16 protein-coding genes and 1 tRNA gene are annotated in these 18,223 nt (G+C 72.9%); 12 read left to right on the plus strand and 5 right to left on the minus strand.

Features of this window, described 5'->3' with window-relative positions; translation table 11 throughout:
- The first annotated feature begins 124 nt into the window (after positions 1-124).
- The 6 genes from IG84_RS0128490 to IG84_RS0128515 all read left to right on the plus strand — a co-directional run bounded on the left by IG84_RS0128490 (position 125) and on the right by IG84_RS0128515 (position 5,874).
- Positions 125-1,459, plus strand: a complete 1,335-nt coding sequence (locus IG84_RS0128490; protein WP_382467349.1) for a hypothetical protein — start codon at positions 125-127, stop codon at positions 1,457-1,459.
- Positions 1,450-3,066: a hypothetical protein gene (locus IG84_RS0128495; RefSeq protein WP_031063038.1), complete on the plus strand. Its 1,617-nt coding sequence runs from the start codon at positions 1,450-1,452 to the stop codon at positions 3,064-3,066. The genes IG84_RS0128490 and IG84_RS0128495 overlap by 10 nt, the downstream gene beginning before the upstream one ends.
- Positions 3,063-4,421 carry an AAA domain-containing protein gene (locus IG84_RS0128500; protein ID WP_051862531.1) on the plus strand — a complete coding sequence of 453 codons (1,359 nt, stop codon included), beginning with the start codon at positions 3,063-3,065 and terminating at the stop codon, positions 4,419-4,421. The genes IG84_RS0128495 and IG84_RS0128500 overlap by 4 nt, the downstream gene beginning before the upstream one ends.
- Positions 4,422-4,501: 80 nt before the next feature.
- Positions 4,502-4,885, plus strand: a complete 384-nt coding sequence (locus tag IG84_RS0128505; protein WP_031063044.1) for a hypothetical protein — start codon at positions 4,502-4,504, stop codon at positions 4,883-4,885.
- 164 nt (positions 4,886-5,049) lie between these two features.
- Positions 5,050-5,649, plus strand: a complete 600-nt coding sequence (locus IG84_RS0128510) for a bifunctional DNA primase/polymerase (protein ID WP_037800958.1) — start codon at positions 5,050-5,052, stop codon at positions 5,647-5,649.
- A gap of 151 nt (positions 5,650-5,800) precedes the next feature.
- Positions 5,801-5,874, plus strand: a tRNA-Lys gene (locus IG84_RS0128515).
- Positions 5,875-5,943: 69 nt separating this feature from the next.
- Here IG84_RS0128515 and IG84_RS0128520 read toward each other — a convergent pair.
- On the minus strand, positions 5,944-7,155 hold the full coding sequence (locus IG84_RS0128520) for a M6 family metalloprotease domain-containing protein (protein WP_342668468.1): 1,212 nt from the start codon (positions 7,153-7,155) through the stop codon (positions 5,944-5,946).
- Positions 7,156-7,497: 342 nt separating this feature from the next.
- Between IG84_RS0128520 and IG84_RS0128525 the strand changes: the two genes are divergently transcribed.
- The gene (locus tag IG84_RS0128525) at positions 7,498-9,411 is read left to right on the plus strand and encodes a putative bifunctional diguanylate cyclase/phosphodiesterase (RefSeq protein ID WP_031063054.1); all 1,914 of its coding nucleotides are present in this window, start codon (positions 7,498-7,500) and stop codon (positions 9,409-9,411) included.
- A gap of 37 nt (positions 9,412-9,448) precedes the next feature.
- Here the strand turns inward: IG84_RS0128525 and IG84_RS0128530 are convergent, their stop codons facing one another.
- The 3 genes from IG84_RS0128530 to IG84_RS0128540 all read right to left on the minus strand — a co-directional run bounded on the left by IG84_RS0128530 (position 9,449) and on the right by IG84_RS0128540 (position 12,426).
- Entirely contained in the window at positions 9,449-10,528 is a 1,080-nt protein-coding gene (locus IG84_RS0128530) for an LLM class flavin-dependent oxidoreductase (RefSeq protein WP_031063056.1), read from the minus strand.
- A 190-nt stretch (positions 10,529-10,718) separates the two neighbouring features.
- The gene (locus IG84_RS0128535) at positions 10,719-11,447 is read right to left on the minus strand and encodes a maleate cis-trans isomerase family protein (RefSeq protein ID WP_031063057.1); all 729 of its coding nucleotides are present in this window, start codon (positions 11,445-11,447) and stop codon (positions 10,719-10,721) included.
- Positions 11,448-11,532: 85 nt separating this feature from the next.
- Entirely contained in the window at positions 11,533-12,426 is an 894-nt protein-coding gene (locus IG84_RS0128540) for a maleate cis-trans isomerase family protein (RefSeq protein ID WP_031063059.1), read from the minus strand.
- 198 nt (positions 12,427-12,624) lie between these two features.
- Between IG84_RS0128540 and IG84_RS0128545 the strand changes: the two genes are divergently transcribed.
- Both IG84_RS0128545 and IG84_RS0128550 read left to right on the plus strand, forming a co-directional pair.
- The gene (locus IG84_RS0128545; RefSeq protein ID WP_031063060.1) at positions 12,625-13,590 is read left to right on the plus strand and encodes a D-2-hydroxyacid dehydrogenase; all 966 of its coding nucleotides are present in this window, start codon (positions 12,625-12,627) and stop codon (positions 13,588-13,590) included.
- A gap of 90 nt (positions 13,591-13,680) precedes the next feature.
- Entirely contained in the window at positions 13,681-15,102 is a 1,422-nt protein-coding gene (locus IG84_RS0128550; RefSeq protein ID WP_037800959.1) for an amidase, read from the plus strand.
- On the opposite strand, the gene IG84_RS0128555 is transcribed toward IG84_RS0128550, so the two are convergent.
- Positions 15,083-15,604: a DUF3830 family protein gene (locus IG84_RS0128555; RefSeq protein WP_031063065.1), complete on the minus strand. Its 522-nt coding sequence runs from the start codon at positions 15,602-15,604 to the stop codon at positions 15,083-15,085. The genes IG84_RS0128550 and IG84_RS0128555 overlap by 20 nt on opposite strands.
- Positions 15,605-15,883: 279 nt before the next feature.
- On the opposite strand from IG84_RS0128555, the gene ehuB reads away from it, so the two are divergent.
- Genes ehuB through ehuD form a run of 3 tightly spaced genes read left to right on the plus strand, consistent with a single transcriptional unit; the run spans position 15,884 to position 18,215 of the window.
- Positions 15,884-16,816 (plus strand): ectoine/hydroxyectoine ABC transporter substrate-binding protein EhuB, encoded by a 933-nt coding sequence (ehuB, locus tag IG84_RS0128560; RefSeq protein WP_031063069.1) that lies wholly within the window; start codon positions 15,884-15,886, stop codon positions 16,814-16,816.
- Positions 16,813-17,568: an ectoine/hydroxyectoine ABC transporter permease subunit EhuC gene (ehuC, locus tag IG84_RS0128565; protein WP_037800960.1), complete on the plus strand. Its 756-nt coding sequence runs from the start codon at positions 16,813-16,815 to the stop codon at positions 17,566-17,568. Before ehuB ends, ehuC begins: the two co-directional genes overlap by 4 nt.
- The gene (gene ehuD / locus IG84_RS0128570; RefSeq protein WP_031063075.1) at positions 17,565-18,215 is read left to right on the plus strand and encodes an ectoine/hydroxyectoine ABC transporter permease subunit EhuD; all 651 of its coding nucleotides are present in this window, start codon (positions 17,565-17,567) and stop codon (positions 18,213-18,215) included. The genes ehuC and ehuD overlap by 4 nt, the downstream gene beginning before the upstream one ends.
- Positions 18,216-18,223 lie beyond the last annotated feature (8 nt).

An 18,223-nucleotide genomic window follows, 5' to 3' on the forward strand; every position in this document is an offset into this window, starting at 1 on the left:
GTTCCACGGACCACGTGGGCCCCTGCGGGCGCTGCCCCAAAGAGGCACGCCGCACCTCGCCTCCTCGAAGCGCGTGGCGTGATCGTTGTCCGTGCGCGCGGTGGTACGCCTGGTCTTCGCGCGAATGTCGGTGGTGGATGCGAGACTTCCGCAGGTGAACGTTTTCCGCGACAGTCGGCCCGAGCCGGCGGCGGCGCGCGAGGCGCGGCCGCGGCCGGCGACGGGGCTGCGCGCACGCCTGGCCGAGCTGCGCGGCCCCGGCGTGCCGCCCCGCCCGCTGGACGCCAGGGCGCTCGCCGCGCTGGCCGCGAACCCCGGCTGCCGGCGCCGCGCGCTGCTGGACGGCGCGGGCGTGGACAAGGCCGCGCTGGCCCGGGCCCTGGGCTCGCCGGCGCCCTTCGGGCAGTCCCAGTTCGCGATCGCGCGCGGCCATTCCTTCGAGGCGCGGGTCAAGGCCGACGGCGGCGCCGAGCTGATCCGGCTGGCCGCCGAGCATCTCGGGGGCGGTGCACAGGCTCCGGAGCCCGGCGCCGCGGCCACGCCCGACCTGTCGGCGGCCGGTCCGCAGGGACGGGCCGCGCGGACGGCGCTGGCCCTCCGGGAGGCGGCCGCGCGCGGCGGCTGGACGCTCCTGGACCACCCGATGCTCGCGCTGGACGTGGCCGGTTCGCCCGCGTACTTGGAGCCGGACGCCGTGGTCGTCCGCCCCGACGGGCTGTGGAGCGTCATCGAGATCAAGTCGTTCCCGATGATCGACGGGACGGCCGACACGGCCAAGGTGGGCGCGGCGGCCCGCCAGTCGGCGGTGTACGCCCTCGCGCTGGAGCAGGTCGCCGAGCAGGTGGCGCGGCACACCCCCGAGGGCGAGGGGCACGCGCCGCGGGTCGGCGACCGCGCCCTGCTGGTCTGCCCCAAGGACTTCTCGAACCTCCCGGCAGCGGCCCCGGTGGACCTGCGCAAGCAGCTCGCCACGACCCGCCGCCAGCTCGCCCGGCTCACCCGGGTCGACGAGCTGGCCGCCGCGCTCCCCGAGGACACCACCTTCGACCTGCGCCTCGCGGACGACGGCAAGACCGCGACACGCCCGGCCGAGGAGCTGACCGAGGCCGTGGAGTCGGTGGGCGCGGCGTACGCACCGGAGTGCCTGGCCGCGTGCGAGCTGGCCTTCCACTGCCGCGGCCGGGCCCGCGAGGCCGGCCTGGTGGAGTCACTGGGCCGCGGTGTGCGCGGCGAGCTGGGCGGGCTGCGCACGGTCGGCGAGGTACTGGCGGCGGCCTCGGGGCCGGCGGACGGCGAGCGGACGCCCCCGGATCCGGCCGGTGCGCACGCCACTGACGACGATCCCGCGGCCGAGGCGCTCCGGCGTGCCGCGGCCCTGCGCGCCGAAGCGCTGGCCGCGGCCTCCGCTCCGGTACCGGCGCAGGCCCCGGCCCCCCGTGAGGAGGCGGAATGTCGCTGATCGACGTGCTGGCCAGGATGGAGGCCGTGGCGGCGGGGAGGGCCATGCCGCTGGCGACCGTACGGCACCGCCATCTCTCCCCGCGCCCCCTGGTGTTCGTCCCGCTGACGACCGCCGGCGAGACCGGTGCGCCGCTCGGCGCGCTGGTCGGCACGGACCCCGAGGCGCCGCTGCTGCTGACCGTGCCGCAGCCGCGCGACCGTGACCTGCGGTTCGCGTTCTTCGCCGAGCTGGCCGCCGCCGTCCTGCCGTACGTGGACTCCTTCGCCGACGACGTCGAGCCCGCCGAGCGCAAGGAGACCGACCCGCAGACCGGCAAGCGGGTCACGGTCGAGACCGAGCTGTGCGCGGACGCCCCGCAGATGATCGTGGCGAGCGCCGCGGGCGTCGACTTCGTACGGCTGCTGGGCCGGTCCATGCGCTTCCGGCGGACGGCCGAGCAGGACCCGGACACCCCGCATCCCGCGCCGCCGCACGTCCCGCTGCTGGGCCGCTGGCTCACGCACTTCGGCGAGCGGGCCCGGGTGCCCGGATCGAGCCTGCTGCTGCCGATGACGGGGCTGCTCTCCCGCCACTGGGCGACCGGCCAGAGCCTCGTCGAGGACCAGCATCTGGGCGCGCTGCTCGCCTGGATCGACCCGCCGGAGGGCGAGTCGGGCCAGGACGCCGCGCTGCGTGCCGAGACCGCCAGGGACGCGCGCGGGCAGTTGCTGTGCCCGCCGGCCGGGCCCGCGACGGACCCGGCGTTCGACAACGGCCTGCTCTCGCCGGCCATCGCACGGTACGACGCCGAACTGCCCGGCGCGCGCGAGGAGTTCGACGCGCTGGTGGCGAGCGTGCTGCGGCCGACCTGGGACGCGGTGTGGCGCGGCATCGGCCTGCTGCGCGCGCTGCCCGAGGGCGCGCGGGTCGCCGACCGCTGGCGGCGCGACCGCTGGTCCTACACCGCGCACCGGGACCGGGTGCGGTCCGGCGAGCCGCCGCAGCCCCGGCTGGACGACGCGGTCACGGCCGCGCAGAAGCTCGCTTCCCGGGAGACCGCGCAGGCCCAGCTCGACGCGCAGGAGGCGCTGGACGACCCGCTGGTGATGGCCGGGCGGCGGCTCACGGGCGAGGCGCTGGAGGGGGAGGTGACCGAGGTGGAGATGGCGATGTCCGAGGGCAAGCGGCCGATGCCCCGGCCGCTGGTCACGCTGCGCACGGGCGACCGGCCGCAGTTGGAGGAGCGGGCCAAGCTGTACCGCCCGCTGGACGGCGGGAAGACGCAGACCGCGGAGTTCGTCGCGCACGTACCGGAGCAGCCGGGCACGCTGGTCGTGCGGCTGACCGGCGGCATGGGCCGCGGGAAGACACCGGAGCCGGGCTCGGTGCCGGAGAAGGGCGACCGGGTGTGCTGGACGCTCTTCGAGCACGCCCCGCGCGGCGGCCCCGAGCTGCCCGATCCGGAGGACACGCCGTGGACGCACGGCGGACCGCCGCCGGGCAGCGGTGACGCCGGTACGACTGTCCCGGCGCAGGCCACGGCGCCCGCGCACACCACCGGCTCCGCGCCCGCCGCCGCCCCGCTCCCCGACCCCGACCCCGTGACCGCGGAGGACTTCCTGTGAGCCGCGGAATTCCCGCGCCGGCCGGTACGGCCTTCGACCCGGGCGCCGCGGCCACCGCCGCGACCGAGGCGATCCTGCGCGACACGCTGCACGGCGACCGGCGCGGCGTCGTCGTGGACTCGCCGCCGGGCGCGGGCAAGTCCACGCTCGTGGTGCGCGCCGCGCGCGAGCTGGCCGCCGCGGGCCGCCCGCTGATGATCGTCGCGCAGACGAACGCGCAGGTCGACGACCTGGTGCTGCGGCTGGCCGAGAAGGACCCCGAGCTGCCCGTCGGCCGGCTGCACAGCAGCGAGCCCGGCGCCTACGACCCGGCGCTGGAGGACGTCCCCTCCGTCCGTACGGCCGCGAAGGTCGCCGACCTCAAGGGCCTCCCGATCGTCGTCGCGACCGCGGCGAAGTGGGCCTACACGAAGGTGGACGAGCCCTGGCCGCACGCGATCGTGGACGAGGCGTACCAGATGCGGTCCGACGCGCTGCTGACCGTGGCGGGGCTGTTCGAGCGTGCTCTCTTCGTCGGCGATCCGGGCCAGCTCGACCCGTTCAGCGTGGTGGGCGCCGACCAGTGGGCGGGGCTGTCGTACGACCCGTCGGCCAGCGCGGTCTCGACGCTCCTCGCACACAATCCGGACCTCCCGCAGCACCGCCTCCCGGTGTCCTGGCGGCTGCCGGCCTCGGCGGCGCCCCTGGTGTCGCACGCGTTCTATCCGTACACCCCGTTCCGCAGCGGCACCGGCTACGGCGACCGGCGGCTGACGCTGGGCGTGCCGTCGGACGGCTCGGCGGTGGACCGGGTGGTGGACGAGGCGGCGGAGACCGGCTGGGGCCTGCTCGAACTGCCCGCGCGCCACACGCCGCGCACGGACCCCGAGGCGGTGCGGGCCGTGGCCCAGGTGGTGCGGCGGCTGCTGGACCGCGGCGGCGCGACGGTCAGCGAGCGCGGCCCGGACCCGGCGCCGCTGACGGCCGACCGGATCGCGGTCGGCACGGCGCACCGGGACCAGGCGGCGGCGGTGCGCGCCGCGCTGTCCGGGCTGGGCGTCACGGGCGTCGCGGTGGACACGGCGAACCGCCTCCAGGGCCGCGAGTTCGACGTCACGGTCGTCCTGCACCCGCTCTCCGGCCGCCCGGACGCGACGGCCTTCCACCTGGAGACGGGCCGCCTGTGCGTCCTGGCCTCCCGCCACCGTCACGCCTGCATCGTGGTCTGCCGCGAGGGCGTGACACAGCTCCTGGACGAGCACCCGTCCACGGAGCCGGTCCAGCTCGGGGTGACGGTGAAGTTCCCGGACGGCTGGGAGGCGAACCACGCGGTGCTGGCGCATCTGGCGGAGCACCGCGTGCCGTGGCGCCCGTAGCTGCGGTGGTCCCGGCTGCCGGGGCGTACTTGCGCGGCGCGGGACAATGGGACGCGGCACACGATTCTGGAGGTAGGTACATGTCCGAGCCGCAGTCGGCTCCCGATCCGCGCGGTGCGGCCCCCGCGCCCCGGCGCCTGAAACCGGCGCCGCTGCTGTTCGAGCCGCCCGAGGCCACGGCGGACCCCGAGCACTTCTTCGACCTGGAGTCGATCGAGGATCCGCGCGAGCTGCTGTCCCGCTCCACGGAGCTGGCGCTCGCCTTCCGCGCGGCGGCCGACCGGGCGACGGAGTTCCAGGCAATGGCGGCGGCGCAGCTCGCCGATCCGCGGCGGTTCGACCGGCTGCCGCTGGCAGTGCTCGCGGAGCGGGCCGGCTGGACCGAGGACTACGCCCGCAAGATGGTGGAGTTCGGCCGCTCGCTGATACGGAACGGCGACACCCGCCCGGACGAGGTCGGATAGACCGCCCGGAGGCGCCGGCCCGGGGTCGCGGCTCATGATCCGTACGGCGGCGATCATGGGCCGTTGGCATATGCGGGTCGGAAGATACTCCGTCTCACTCTCCCGTGTCCCGTTTTCCGGCAATCCGCAGAAACGGAACCTCTTCCACCGGTAGACCTGACGCCATGAGTGACTGGCCCCAGCCCCCGGCCCCCGACTTCCACCACCCCGCGTCGTACGTCACGCTCGCCGGTGCCGACTGGCTCGCTTCGGCGAGTCCGCACCCCCGCCGGGTGCACCACCTGTGGGCCACCCATCCCACGGCACCGAGCGTGCTGCCCTGCGGCACGGTGTTCGACGTGATCAACGCACCCGCCCTGTTCGGCCGCCGGATGGCCGACTGCTTATGGGCGGCGGGACCCGGCTCCGGGCCGGTCGCCGTGCACCGCGGCCGGGTGCTGCTGTTCGCGGCCCGCGGCGCCGCCCAGCGGCTGCCGGCGCTGCTCTCCTGGGAGGAGTGGGCGCGGTCGGTGCCGCCGCTGCTGTGTCATGGCGCGGGGGACGCGGTGAGCATTCCGCCGCTGCACCCCTTCCCGCCCACGCCGGACTCCGCGCCGCCGTCCTCTCGCTGGCTGGTCGCCCCGGATGTCCGCGATCCCTGGCTGCCGGGCCCGGACGTCCTGCTGTGGGCGTGCGTACGGGCGGCCCGCGCGACCCCTTCGGAGAGCCCCGCCGCGCCCGACGCCGTACGCCCGGCCACGACCGGCGCCGACGCCCGCCCCTGAGGCGTCCCCCTCCTGGCCACCCACCCCCTTGAGCGCCCGTCCCGAGCCCCCTCACGGCGTCGATCACCGTGCCGGTCACGGCGTCGATCATCAGCGGCGAATCGATTTTTGCCCTCCCCGATCAGGATGCTAAGGTTTTCCACGTCAGCAGGCGCCGCTAGCTCAGTTGGTTAGAGCAGCTGACTCTTAATCAGCGGGTCCGGGGTTCGAGTCCCTGGCGGCGCACAGACACACGAAGGCCCTCACTCCGGTGAGGGCCTTCGTCGTATGCCGGGACGGGGCCGGGCCACAGGCTCAACCGCGCGTGACCCTTACCGTCCAGCCGCCCGCCGCCGTCCGGCCCGTCACCGCCACCCGTACGCCGTCCCCCGCGTCCAGGCTCTCGCCGACGTCCAGCGGCGCGTCCGCGAGCGGCGGGTGGACCGAGGCACCCCAGCAGGCCGAGGAGTGCGGGTGGCCGTCGAGCACCTGCACCGGGCCCTCGCTGGAGGGCGTGGCGCCGCGGACGCGGTAGACGAGCACGCCCTCGCGGCAGATACCGCGGTCGCTGCCGGCCGCGTTCCGCGCCTCGACGGCGATCGCGCCGCTCTCCCCCGTCCGGGCGACGAGCAGCCGCGACCGCTGCCGGTCGCCGGGGCGCATGGGTGCGGAGAGGGGGTGCAGCGTGCGCACCGCGCTCCCGGTCGTGGGGATGCAGTCGACCTGGCGGTCGGAGAGCCAGCCGAGCTTCCACTTGTGCCAGGCGAAGGGCTCGGGGGCCATCCCGAACTGGCTGCCCATGAGGTCCCAGTCCCCCACGTACGTGTCCCAGTCGCCCATGCCGTCGGCCGGCCGGTGGTAGAGGTCCGGCAGGTCGAAGACGTGGCCGGTCTCATGGGCGAGGACGTTGTGGTCCGGCGGGTTGTTCTCGAAGACCGTGACGAAGCGGTGGAGCGGGGCGCCGTCCGCCGTCAGCGGCTGGTCGAGGTTGACGACCTTGGTCGCATCGGAGTCGACGCCGGGCGCGTCCGGGTCGGCGACCAGGTAGACCATGTCGTACCGGCCGAAGTCGACCTCCGCGTCGGCCGCCGCCACCGCGTCGTCGAGGTACGCGCTGCGCCCCGCGGCGTCCCAGTCGCGCTGTATCCCGTACGCGGTGGACGTGCGCGGCATCTTCACCCAGCGCCGCTGGATGTGCGGGCGCAGCCGGAACCTGCCGTACGAGGCCGTCTCGAAGAAGCGGCCGGTGGCGGGGAAGTAGTCGGTGGCGAGCCGGCGGGGGGCCACGCGCGGCCGCGCGTCGGGGAAGGACAGGAAGACCATGACGGCGTCGAGGGAGCCCCGCGGGCGCGCGTAGGTGCCGTTCCAGGAGTCCAGGCCCTCGGAGTGGTGGACGTCGGTGCGGGGCAGGGCGCAGGAGAGGGTGGCTTCGGAGGCGGTGGCGGGGGCGGCGACGATCGAGGTGGCGACCAGGGCGACCAGCGAGGTGGCGATCGCGGCGAACCGCCGCAGCCGTCCACGGTCCACCCCCTGGAGTGTCTGGGAGTGCGGCACATCGACCTCCCGGAACGGATTCGGAACACCCCATCCACCCTGTGGGGGTTCGTTGGGGTTCGTCCTGTTCCATGGGGCCAGTTGAGTGACAGCTACGCCCCGCTCCGTGATCACAGAACGTCACAATCGATCGGTCAGGACCGGTCGCCGCACAGGCGCGCACAGAAACCATCAAACATCCGTCATCGATACGGATCATCGCAGTGGTGTTGCTGGCTAGGCCGTCCGGGAAACCTCTATGATCGCCACACTTACACCGCGGATTCCCCTTCCCCGAGACCGACCGACCGGACCAGCGCCAAGCGGGAGCGAGCAGTGAGCGGACACTCCGACGGCACGAGCCGCGCCCCCGGAGCGACACTGCCCGCGGTCACGGAGGGTGACGAAGCGGCCAACGAATGCGACGGTGGCACGCCTACGGGCGCCCAGCACACCGCCGCCCCGGACGACGCCCCGGGGCCCGCCCCCGGGACCGCCCCCGCGCCCCTCCGCGTCTCCCCCCACGGCTACCGCGCCGCCTTCGAGGCCGCCCGGCTGCCGATGGCCGTCCTCGGCCGCGACGGGCTGGTGACCGCCGCCAACCCCGCCTTCGGCGAGCTGCTGGGCAAGGACCCGCACGCGCTGGTCACCGCCTCCGCCGCCGACCTCACCGACCTCGGCGGCGACCCGCACATCTGGACCGCGTACCGCGACGTGCTCGCCGGCCGCAGCGACCGGCTGCGCTGCACCCGCCGCCTGAAGCACCCCGAGGGCCACTCCCTCTGGGCCGAGGTGAGCGTCGAGCCGCTGCCCGGCGGGGACCGCGTCCTGCTCTCGGTCACGGACGTCAGCGACCGGCACGACCTGCAGGCCCGGCTGCGCCACCTCCAGATGCACGACCCGGTGACCCGGTTGCCCAACCGCGCCCTGTTCTTCGAGCGGCTGGCCGCGGCCCTGGAGTCGGCGACGTACGACCGGGGCGGCACGGGCCGGATCGGCCTGTGCTACCTCGACCTGGACGGCTTCAAGGCGGTCAACGACACGCTCGGGCACCGCGTCGGCGACCGGCTGCTGGGTGCCGTGGCACAGCGGCTGACCCGCTGCGGCGAGCACCCGTCCGGCCGCGCCGGGCGCGGCGGACAGCTCGTGGCCCGGCTGGGCGGCGACGAATTCGCGCTGCTGGTCGAGGACTCCACCGGCACCGAGCAGCTCGCTGACCTGGCGCAGTCGGTGCTGGACGCGCTGCAGCGGCCGTTCGATCTGGCGGGGCAGCGGCTGTCGGTGTCGGCGAGCATCGGGGTGGTGGAGCGGGCCGCGGCCGGCACGACGGCGACGGGCCTGATGCAGGCCGCCGACACGACGCTGTACTGGGCCAAGGCGGACGGCAAGGCCCGCTGGACGCTCTTCGACCCGGAGCGCAACGCGCACCGCATGACCCGGCAGGCGCTCTCCAGCACGCTGCGCCCGGCCGTCGACCGCGGCGAGTTCACACTGGAGTACCAGCCGCTGGTCGGGCTCGGCGACGGCCGGGCGCAGGGCGTGGAGGCGCTCGTACGGTGGCGGCACCCGCAGTTCGGGACACTTCCGCCGAATCGGTTCATCGGACTGGCGGAGGAGAACGGCGCGATCGTCGAGCTGGGCCGCTGGGTCCTGGAGCGCGCCTGCCACCAGGCGCGCGCCTGGCAGCTCGCCCGCCCCGAGGAGCCGCCGCTCTTCGTGAGCGTGAATGTGGCCGTCCGTCAGGTCTGGGACTCCGACCTGGTCGCGGATGTGGCCCGGATCCTCGCCGAGACCGGGCTGGCGCCCGAGCTGCTGCAACTGGAGCTGACCGAGTCGGCCGTGATGGGCTCGGCGGGCCGCCCGCTGCAGGCCCTTCAGGCGCTCAGCGACATGGGCGTCCGCATCGCCATCGACGACTTCGGTACCGGCTACTCCAACCTGGCCTACCTCAGCCGGCTGCCCGTCTCCGTACTGAAGCTGGACGGCTCCTTCGTCCGCGGCTTCCGCTCCGAGGAACATCCGAACCCGGCGGACGAGACGATCGTGGAGGCGCTGGTCGCGCTGGCGCACCGGCTGGGCCTGACGGTCACGGCGGAGTGCGTGGAGAACGCCGAGCAGGCCGCACGGCTGCGCCGGATCGGTTGCGACACCGGCCAGGGCTGGCTGTACTCCCGCCCGCTGCCGGCCGACCGGGTCCCGGCGCTGCTGGCCGGAACCCCGGAAACCCCCGAAGAGGAGAACCGGGACTGACGGGGCCCGTCACCGCCCCGCCAGTCCCGTCCCCCGTCTAGGAGGACGCGCCCGGCAGTCCGTACGCGTCCGCGATCAGCTCGTACGAGCGGAGGCGGGCCGCGCCGCCGTGGGCGTTGGCAGTGATCATCAGCTCGTTCGCGCCGGTGCGCTTGGCGAGGTCGTCCAGGCCTTGGCGGACCGCGTCGGGCGTGCCGTACACGACGTTGCCGAGCCAGCTCTCGACGAAGTCCTCCTCGACCATGCTGTACGGGTGGTTCTCCGCCTCCTCCGGCGTGGGCACGAGGCCGGGCCGGCCCGTGCGCAGCCGGATCATGGACAGCGCCCCGGCCAGCACCTGGCGGCGGGCCTCCGCCTCGGTCTCGCTCGCCAGCGCGCCGACGCCGATCAGCGCGTACGGCTCGTCCAGCACGGCCGAGGGACGGAAGGTCTCGCGGTACAGGTCCAGCGCGGGGATGGTGTTCTGCGCGGAGAAGTGGTGCGCGAAGGCGAACGGCAGGCCGAGCTGGGCGGCGAGCCGGGCGCTGAAGCCGGAGGAGCCGAGCAGCCAGACCGGCGGGCGGTGCGCGGACTGGACGCCGCCGGGCGAGGTGGCCTGGACCGGGCCCGGTACCGCGTGAATACGGGCGTAGGGGTGCCCGTCGGGGAAGTCGTCGTCCAGGAAGCGGATCAGTTCGGAGAGCTGCTGCGGGAAGTCGTCGGCACCCTCGTTGAGCCGTTCGGTGCGGCGCAGCGCGGCGGCGGTGGCGCCGTCGGTGCCGGGCGCGCGGCCGAGGCCGAGGTCGACGCGCCCCGGAGCCATCGCTTCGAGGGTGCCGAACTGCTCGGCGATCACCAGCGGCGCGTGGTTGGGCAGCATGACGCCGCCGGAGCCGAGCCGGATGGACTCGGTCTGCGCGGCGAGGTGGGCCAGGATGACGGCCGGCGAGGAGGAGGCGACGCCGGGCATGGAGTGGTGCTCGGCGACCCAGTAACGGTGGTAGCCGCGGCGCTCGGCGGTCTGCGCGATGGCGGCCGCGGTGCGCAGCGCATCGGTGGCGGTGTTTCCGGCGCCGACGGTCAGCAGGTCCAGCACGGACAGCGGTACGGGCGCGGTGCCCTGCGCCGTGCCCCGGATCTCGTCGTCGGTGGCGGGCGTGCCGGAGGCCCGGTCGGGTTCAGGGGCCGGGCCCCGGCTTGCGTCGTGGTGGCCGCTCACGGTGCGGGTCCTCCTAGGTAGCGGGTCTTCCCCGCGACCAACCGGAGTAGAACTCCGTTTATTCCCGGCGGCCGGTTCGCGGGGCCCGGTCGGGCCCCGCCGGCCCCCGTCAGCCCTCCCGCCGCGGCCCGGCGAAGAGGGTGCCCAGCTCCGGCCGGACGATCTCCCGGTCCAGCAGCCGCAGGCCCTCCCAGACCGTGACCTGGTTGGCGGTGAGTACCGGCTTGTGCAGCGCCTCCTCCACGGCGGGGATGTATGCGGCGGTGTGCAGCGCGGTGTCGGGCAGCAGGACCACCTCGGCGTCCGAATGGTCGCCCGTACGGGCGAGGTGCAGCACGTCCTCCAGACCCCACGTCCCCACCTCGGCAGCGGTGATGATGCCGCTGCCGCAGGTCGAGACGACCTCCGTACCGGCCGACTTCAGGAAGGCGTGGAAGTACTCGGCCACGTCCTCCGGATAGGTCGCCGCGATGGCCACCCGCTCGGCACCCAGCGCCTGGATGGCCCGCGCGAAGGCGAAGGAGGTACTGGAGGCGGGCAGCCCGGCGGTGGCCGACAGCTCCCGGACCTGCTCCTGCGCGCCCTCCCAGCCGAAGACGAAGCTGGCGCTGGTGCAGGACCAGACGACGGCCTCCGCCCCCTGGTCCTTCAGGTCGGCGACCCCTGCGGCCAGCCGCGCCGCCGACCCCATTTCGAGCAGGGCGTCCACCCGGTGCGCGTCCTCACCGATGTCGGTGTGGACCAGCGGCAGCCGGACACCGCCGCCCAGGAGGGACTCGATACGGGGGTAGTCGTCCTCGGCGGAGTAGCCGGGGTAGAGGAAGCCGACCGTGGCCATGCAGATCTCCCATACGTGGTGCGGGTGCGGGTGTACGGAGCGACGTGCTGTTCAGATGGCGTACGCGCCTGTGGCCGGGAGGCCGTCAGGCGTCGTACGTATCGTCCGGAAAGGGCGGGGCGTCGAGCCCCTCGGCCGCTTCGGCCTCCGGTGCCGCGGGCGGACCCGCGAAGGCCGCCTCGGGCTCCGGCCGGTGTCGCGGCACGGCGTCCGGCGATCCGGACAGCGCCGCGGGGCCGCGTCTCGCGACGGGGTCGAGCAGTGCCTGGTACGGGCCTACCGCGTGGCTGCCGATGGCACGCAGCGCACCCCACATGGTGACCTGGTTGGCCGACAGGACGGGCATCCGCAGCTCCGCCTCGAGCTGCGGGATCACGTCGTACGTCGGGAGGTTGGTGCAGCTGATGAAGAGCGCGTCGGTCGCGCCCACCACCGCCTGCCGCGCCATGTCGACGACGTCGCGGTAGGGCACCTTCCAGATGTGCCGGGTCAGGCCCAGGTAGGCGCGGCCCGTGACCGTGATGCCGGCTTCTGCCAGATACTCCTCCAGAGAGTCGGTGACGGATTTGGTGTACGGCGTGACCAGGGCGACCCGCCGTGCACCGATCTCGCACAGCGCGTCCAGCAGCGCCCCCGAAGTGGTCATCGAGGGCACCTCACCGGCCTGCTGCATGGCGGCGCACATGGCGCGCTCGCCCGCCACGCCGCCGACGAAGCTGCCCGAGGTGCAGGCGTAGGAGACCACCCGCGGCGAGACCGCGGACAGCGCCTGGACCGCTTCCCGGAGCGTTTCGTGCTCGCTGACCATCCGGGCGAGGTCGAGCGAGACCTCGACCGGTACGAAAGGGGTGCGGGTGAGGTGCAGGGACACGTCGTCGGGAACCCAGCGCCACAGCTCACGGTCGAGTGCGAAGTCGAAGGGCGCTACGACACCCACGCCGCACTGAGGCTGTGGGCCCCCGAGAAAAGAGACGTCCATGAATGGCCCCTAGAAGAACGAAGGGCTAGGCCATTGGCCAGGGAATCTGAAACTGCCGGCACAAGCCGGGACGTCGGGACAGAGCCGTTGTTGACACGGTAGATACGACTTCTTAGCGTGGTCAATCCTCGCATCTCAGGCATCTGTCGGCGCCTCTTTCATTTAAAGGGGCACACGTTTCAGAACGGTTTCTGGCCCATGACCGAAAACACCGTCCTTGTCCTTGGCTCCGACCCGCCGCCGAAGCTCGACAGACTGTCCGGACGCGCCAAAGTGATCTTTGCGGACGAGACCACGCTCGCCGGTCAACTTCCCACCGCCGATGTGCTCTTGGCCTGGGATTTCACCTCCGACGCCATCCGCGACGCCTGGGCCGCCGGCGGCCCGCGGCCCGCCTGGGTGCACACCGCGAGCGCCGGCGTGGACCGGCTGCTGTGCCCCGGGCTCGTCGAGGACGAGACCGTTGTGACCAATGCGCGGGGCGTTTTCGAGCAGCCGATCGCGGAGTACGTCGCCGGTTTGGTGATCGCGATGGCCAAGGATTTTTATGGCAGTTGGGAACTCCAGCGGCAGCGCCGATGGCAGCACAGGGAAACGCTGCGGGTGGCCGGATCGCGGGCCGTCGTGGTCGGTTCCGGGCCGATCGGGCGGGCCATCGGGCAGACCCTGAAGGTGCTCGGGATCAAGGTCGACCTGGTCGGACGCCGGGAGCGGCCGGATGATCCACAGTTCGGACTGGTGCATGCGAGCGACGCGCTGGACGGGCTGCTACCGGCCGCCGACTGGGTGGTGTGCGCCGCTCCGCTCACCGAGGAGACGCGCGGCCTTTTCGACCGGCGGGCGTTCGGCCGGATGAAGGAATCGGCCCGTTTCGTGAACGTGGGGCGCGGCCCGATGGTGATCGAGCAGGATCTCGTCGAGGCGCTCCGGGGCTGGAAGATCGCGGCCGCCGCGCTGGATGTCTTCCAGCAGGAGCCGCTGGGGACGGACAGCCCGCTCTGGGACGTCCCGCACCTGATCGTCTCGCCGCACATGTGCGGGGACACCCTCGGCTGGCGGGACGCGCTCGCCGAGCAGTTCGTGGACAACTACGACCGCTGGGCGGCCGGCGAGCCGCTGCTGAACGTCGTCGACAAGCGGCTGGGGTACGTGCCGGTGCAGTAAGCCCGCGCGTACGGCTCCGCCGCGCCCGCCCGCGCCCCGGTCCGCCGGGGCGCATTCCGCGCACACTCCACTCCCCCGATGGAGGGCTTGATGACTCAACTGGCGGATCTCACAGCACTGCGGCTCACGGCCGGTTACGCGGCGGGCGAGTTCTCCCCCGTCGAGGCGGCGCGGGCCGCGCTGGACCGGGCGGAGCGGGTGCAGCCGCACGTCAACGCCTTCACCCGGCTGGAGGCCGACGAGGCACTGTCCGCCGCGAAGGAGTCCGCGGAACGCTGGCGGGCCGGCACCCCGGCCGGACCACTGGACGGCGTACCGGTCACGGTGAAGGACATCATCCTGATGCGCGGCGGGCCGACCCTGCGCGGCTCGCGGACCGTGCGCGCGAGTCAGGCGTGGGACGAGGACGCGCCCTCGGTCGCCCGGCTGCGGGAGCAGGGCGCGGTCTTCATCGGGAAGACCACGACGCCCGAGTTCGCCTGGAAGGGCGTCACCGACAGCCCCCTGCAGGGGATCACCGGCAATCCGTACGACCCGCAGCGCACAGCGGGCGGCTCCAGCGGGGGCGGCGCGGCGGCGGTGGCGCTGGGCGCCGGGCCGCTGAGCCTGGGCACGGACGGCGGCGGCTCGGTCCGCATCCCCGCCTCCTTCTGCGGCGTCTTCGCGCTGAAGCCGACGTACGGGCGGGTGCCGATGTACCCCTCCAGCCCGTTCGGGACGCTGGCCCATGTGGGACCGATGACGAAGAACGCGGCGGACGCGGCGCTCCTGATGGACGCGATCTCCGGGCCGGACTGGCGTGACTGGTCGCAGCTCGGCCCGGTGTCCGGCTCGTTCCTGGAGCAGCTCTCGGGACCGGTGGCCGGACTGCGGGTGGCGTACAGCCCGACGCTCGGCTGGGACGTGCCCGTACGGCCCGAGGTCGCGGCGGCGGTCCGGCGGGCCGTGGAGAAGCTGGCGGAGCTGGGCGCGCACGTGGAGGAGGTCGACCCCGAGATCGAGGACCCGGTGGAGGCGTTCCACACCCTGTGGTTCAGCGGGATCGCCCGGGTCGTGCAGCCGCTCGGGGAGGAGGCGCGCGAGCTGCTGGAGCCGGCGCTGCGCACGGTGTGCGAGCAGGGCGAGCGTTACAGCGCGCTGGACTATCTGGCGGCGATGGACGTACGGATGGCACTCGGACGCCAGATGGGGCGGTTCCACGAGACGTACGACCTGCTCGTCACGCCGACCGAGCCGATCACGGCCTTCGAGGCGGGCGTGGAGGTGCCGAAGGGGTCGGGGCACGAGCGGTGGACGGGCTGGACGCCGTTCACGTACCCCTTCAACATGACGCAGCAGCCCGCCGCGTCGCTGCCGTGCGGCGTGGACGGCGACGGGCTGCCGATCGGGGTGCAACTGGTCGCTGCGCGGCACGCGGACGCGTTGGTGCTGCGCGCCGCGCACGCCCTGTACGGGACCGGGGTGGCGGACATCCCGGCCCCGGCGCTCGCGGCTACGCCCGGCGGAAGCTGAGCGTCTCGCCGAGCGCGCCGGCCCGCCAGAGGTCCTGGCAGGCGTCGGCCATCCGGTCCAGGCCGTCCACGACGGAGCCCCAGACGATGCCCGGGACCCAGCCCGCGTCGCCGTTGATCAGCAGGTTGTTGCGCTCGTAGAAGAGCGCGAGGTCGACGACGGTGGCGCGCTCGGCGTGCGCGGCCTTCGCGCCCTGCCGCTCGGCCGCCGCCTCGTATCCGTACGAGGAGGTGGCGAGCTGGGTGTCGGTGAAGGTGAAGTAGCACAGGTCGCCGGGGATCGGGGTGATCGTGGGGTTCTCCAGCGGCGGCTCCTCGGGGGCGAAGGGCGGCACCAGGGCGTAGATCTCGTTGCGGGCGTACTTGGCGTGGTAGACGTCGCCGCCGAGCGGGAGCGCGTCCCAGACGGCGGCGCAGGTGACGGGCGCGCGGTCGTCGAGCAGCTTGGCCGTGCAGCGCACGCCGCGCTTGTCCAGGGAGACCTCGATGAAGCGGTCGGCCATGATGACCCCTCTTGGTTGATTGCCATGCTTACCGGGCTTACTGGTTCTTGCCGGTCATTGGTGATGTATCACCCGGCACCCTGAGCGTAGGGCGCCCCCGGACACTTCCCCGGGCGGCACGGGAGAAGTCATTTCCCTCCTGTCCCAACCACCCCACACATAGCCGTTGTTACGCCCAGGTTTCCCTCGCAACTCCGTGTAGGTCCCCTTCGGTACCGGAAGCATCAAGGGCCGGAAACGATCGGCATAGGTACGTCGGCTTCGGGTAGTCGCGCGCCCATGGCTCCACCAATGGGGAACACCAAAGAAATCAGGCGAAGTTCCGGCAGCGGCCTCCGCCGCCGCACGCTGCTCGCGGGGGTGGCGGCGCTCGGCGCGGCGGGCGCGATGGGCGCGACGAGCGCCTGCAGCCGGGTCTCGACGGCCGACACCGGCGACGGCGGACACCTGCTGGAACAGCTTCGTGCCAAGGGCACCGTACGGCTGGGCCTGGCGGGCGAGCAGCCGTACAGCTATATCGGAAAGGACGGGAAGATGACCGGCTCGGCGCCGGCCATCGCCGAGCGAATCTTCAAGCGGCTGGGCGTGGCGAACGTCCAGCCGTTCGCCACCGAATTCGGCTCGCTCATCACCGGGCTGAATTCCCTCCAGTTCGATGTCGTGGCCGCCGGGATGTACATCAATCCGGAACGCTGCGAGCAGGTGATCTTCGCCGATCCCGAATACCAGATGCTCGACGCCTTCATCGTGCCGAAGGGGAATCCGAAGAACCTGCGCTCCTACAAGGACATCGCCAAGGCCGGCGCGCGCATGGCGACCGGCGTCGGCTACGCGGAGATCGACTACGCCAAGGAGGCCGGGGTCAAGCACATCACGACCCTGCCCGACCAGCTCGCCGGCCTGCTCGCGGTCGAGCAAGGGCGCATCGACGTGTTCGTCGGCACCGCGGTGACCGTGCGGAACGTCGTGCGCGAGACCGAGACCACAAAGGCGGAGGCCACCGAGGAAGTCACGCCGTACGTGGACGGAAAGCCGGTCATCGACGTCGGCGGCTTCGCCTTCCGCAGCCCGGAGACCCATCTCCGGGACGCCTTCAACCGCGAGCTGCACAAGATGAAGAAGAGCGGGGAACTGCTGGACATCATGCGGCCCTTCGGATTCACGAAGGACCAGATGACGACCATCACCGCTAAGGAGAAGTGCAAGCCATGAGCGAAATCAGCTGGGGTTTGTGGGAACTCCTCCTCCAAGGCGTCTGGATCACCGTCCAGCTCACGGTCTACAGCGCCGCACTCGCCGCCGTGGTGGCCTTCGTCATCGGCCTGGCCCGGGCCCACCGGCTGTGGATCGTGCGCTTCCTGTCCGGCGCGTACTTCGAGATCTTCCGCGGCACGTCCGCGCTGATCCTGATGTTCTGGATCTTCTTCGTGCTCCCGATCGGCTTCGGCTGGCAGCTCGTCCCCATGTGGGCCGCCACCCTCGCCCTCGGCCTGAGCTACGGCGCGTACGGTTCGGAAGTCGTCCGCGGTGCCGTGAACGCCGTCGCTCCCGCCCAGCGCGAGGCGGGCATCGCGCTCAGCTTCAGCCCCGCCCAGCAGCTCCGGAAGATCATCCTGCCGCAGGCGTGGCCGGAGATGGTCCCGCCGTTCAACAACCTGCTGATCGAGCTGCTCAAGGGCACGGCCCTGGTCTCGATCATGGGCGTGGCCGATATCGCCTTCGGCGCCTCGCTGGTACGCAACGCCACCGGCCAGAGCGCCCCCGTCTACACGATCATCCTGGTCATGTACTTCATCCTCGCCTTCCTGCTGACGCGCGGGATGCGGGTCGTGGAGCGGCACGCCAAGGCCGGTATCGGCAAGGCCCCCGAGAAGCGTGAGGGCCTGCGCAGCAAGCTGAGCGCCGGCCAGGTCGGCGACATCACGCGCTCCGGCGCGGCCCCGGCGGGAGGTGCGGGCCAGTGAACTGGAACTGGAATGCGGTCGGCGACTTCCTGCCGATGTTCTGGCACGGCCTGCTGGTCACCCTGGAGGCCCTGGCGCTCGGCTCGCTGATCGCCTTCATCCTCGGGCTGTTCTGGGCCATGGCGCAGCGCTCCGAGCACGCCGTGGTGCGCTGGCCGGTGGTGGGGGTCACCGAGTTCATCCGTAACACCCCCCTCCTCGTCCAGCTCTTCTTCCTCTACTACGTGCTGCCCGAGTGGGGCATCACGCTCTCGGCGCTGACCACCGGCGTGATCGGCCTCGGTCTGCACTACTCGACGTACACCGCCGAGGTCTACCGCGCCGGTATCGACGGCGTGCCGGTGGGCCAGTGGGAGGCGGCGACCGCGCTCAGCCTGCCGCGCTCGCGGACCTGGGGCGCGGTGATCCTGCCCCAGGCGATCCGCCGGGTCGTGCCGGCACTGGGCAACTACGTCGTCGCGATGCTGAAGGACACGCCGATGATCTTCGTGATCGGCGTGCTGGAGATGCTGGGCGAGGCCCGCCAGTTCTCCTCGCAGACCTTCCAGACCATCGAGCCCTACACGGTCGTCGGCCTCGCCTTCATCGTCATCGCCTACCCGGCTTCCCTTCTCCTGCGAGCCCTGGAGCGTCGTCTTGTCCGCTGACAGCAGCA

Source organism: Streptomyces ochraceiscleroticus (assembly GCF_000720485.1).
Classification (GTDB): domain Bacteria; phylum Actinomycetota; class Actinomycetes; order Streptomycetales; family Streptomycetaceae; genus Streptomyces; species Streptomyces ochraceiscleroticus.

Coding starts and splice junctions, on each gene's coding strand:
- IG84_RS0128495 (WP_031063038.1), top strand. CDS start 1,450: ATGTCGCTGATCGACGTGCTGGCCAGGATGGAGGCCGTGGCGGCGGGG.
- IG84_RS0128555 (WP_031063065.1), bottom strand. CDS start 15,604: ATGGCCGACCGCTTCATCGAGGTCTCCCTGGACAAGCGCGGCGTGCGC.
- IG84_RS0128545 (WP_031063060.1), top strand. CDS start 12,625: ATGACCGAAAACACCGTCCTTGTCCTTGGCTCCGACCCGCCGCCGAAG.
- ehuC (WP_037800960.1), top strand. CDS start 16,813: ATGAGCGAAATCAGCTGGGGTTTGTGGGAACTCCTCCTCCAAGGCGTC.
- ehuB (WP_031063069.1), top strand. CDS start 15,884: ATGGCTCCACCAATGGGGAACACCAAAGAAATCAGGCGAAGTTCCGGC.
- IG84_RS0128550 (WP_037800959.1), top strand. CDS start 13,681: ATGACTCAACTGGCGGATCTCACAGCACTGCGGCTCACGGCCGGTTAC.
- IG84_RS0128505 (WP_031063044.1), top strand. CDS start 4,502: ATGTCCGAGCCGCAGTCGGCTCCCGATCCGCGCGGTGCGGCCCCCGCG.
- IG84_RS0128540 (WP_031063059.1), bottom strand. CDS start 12,426: ATGGACGTCTCTTTTCTCGGGGGCCCACAGCCTCAGTGCGGCGTGGGT.
- IG84_RS0128535 (WP_031063057.1), bottom strand. CDS start 11,447: ATGGCCACGGTCGGCTTCCTCTACCCCGGCTACTCCGCCGAGGACGAC.
- IG84_RS0128490 (WP_382467349.1), top strand. CDS start 125: ATGTCGGTGGTGGATGCGAGACTTCCGCAGGTGAACGTTTTCCGCGAC.
- IG84_RS0128510 (WP_037800958.1), top strand. CDS start 5,050: ATGAGTGACTGGCCCCAGCCCCCGGCCCCCGACTTCCACCACCCCGCG.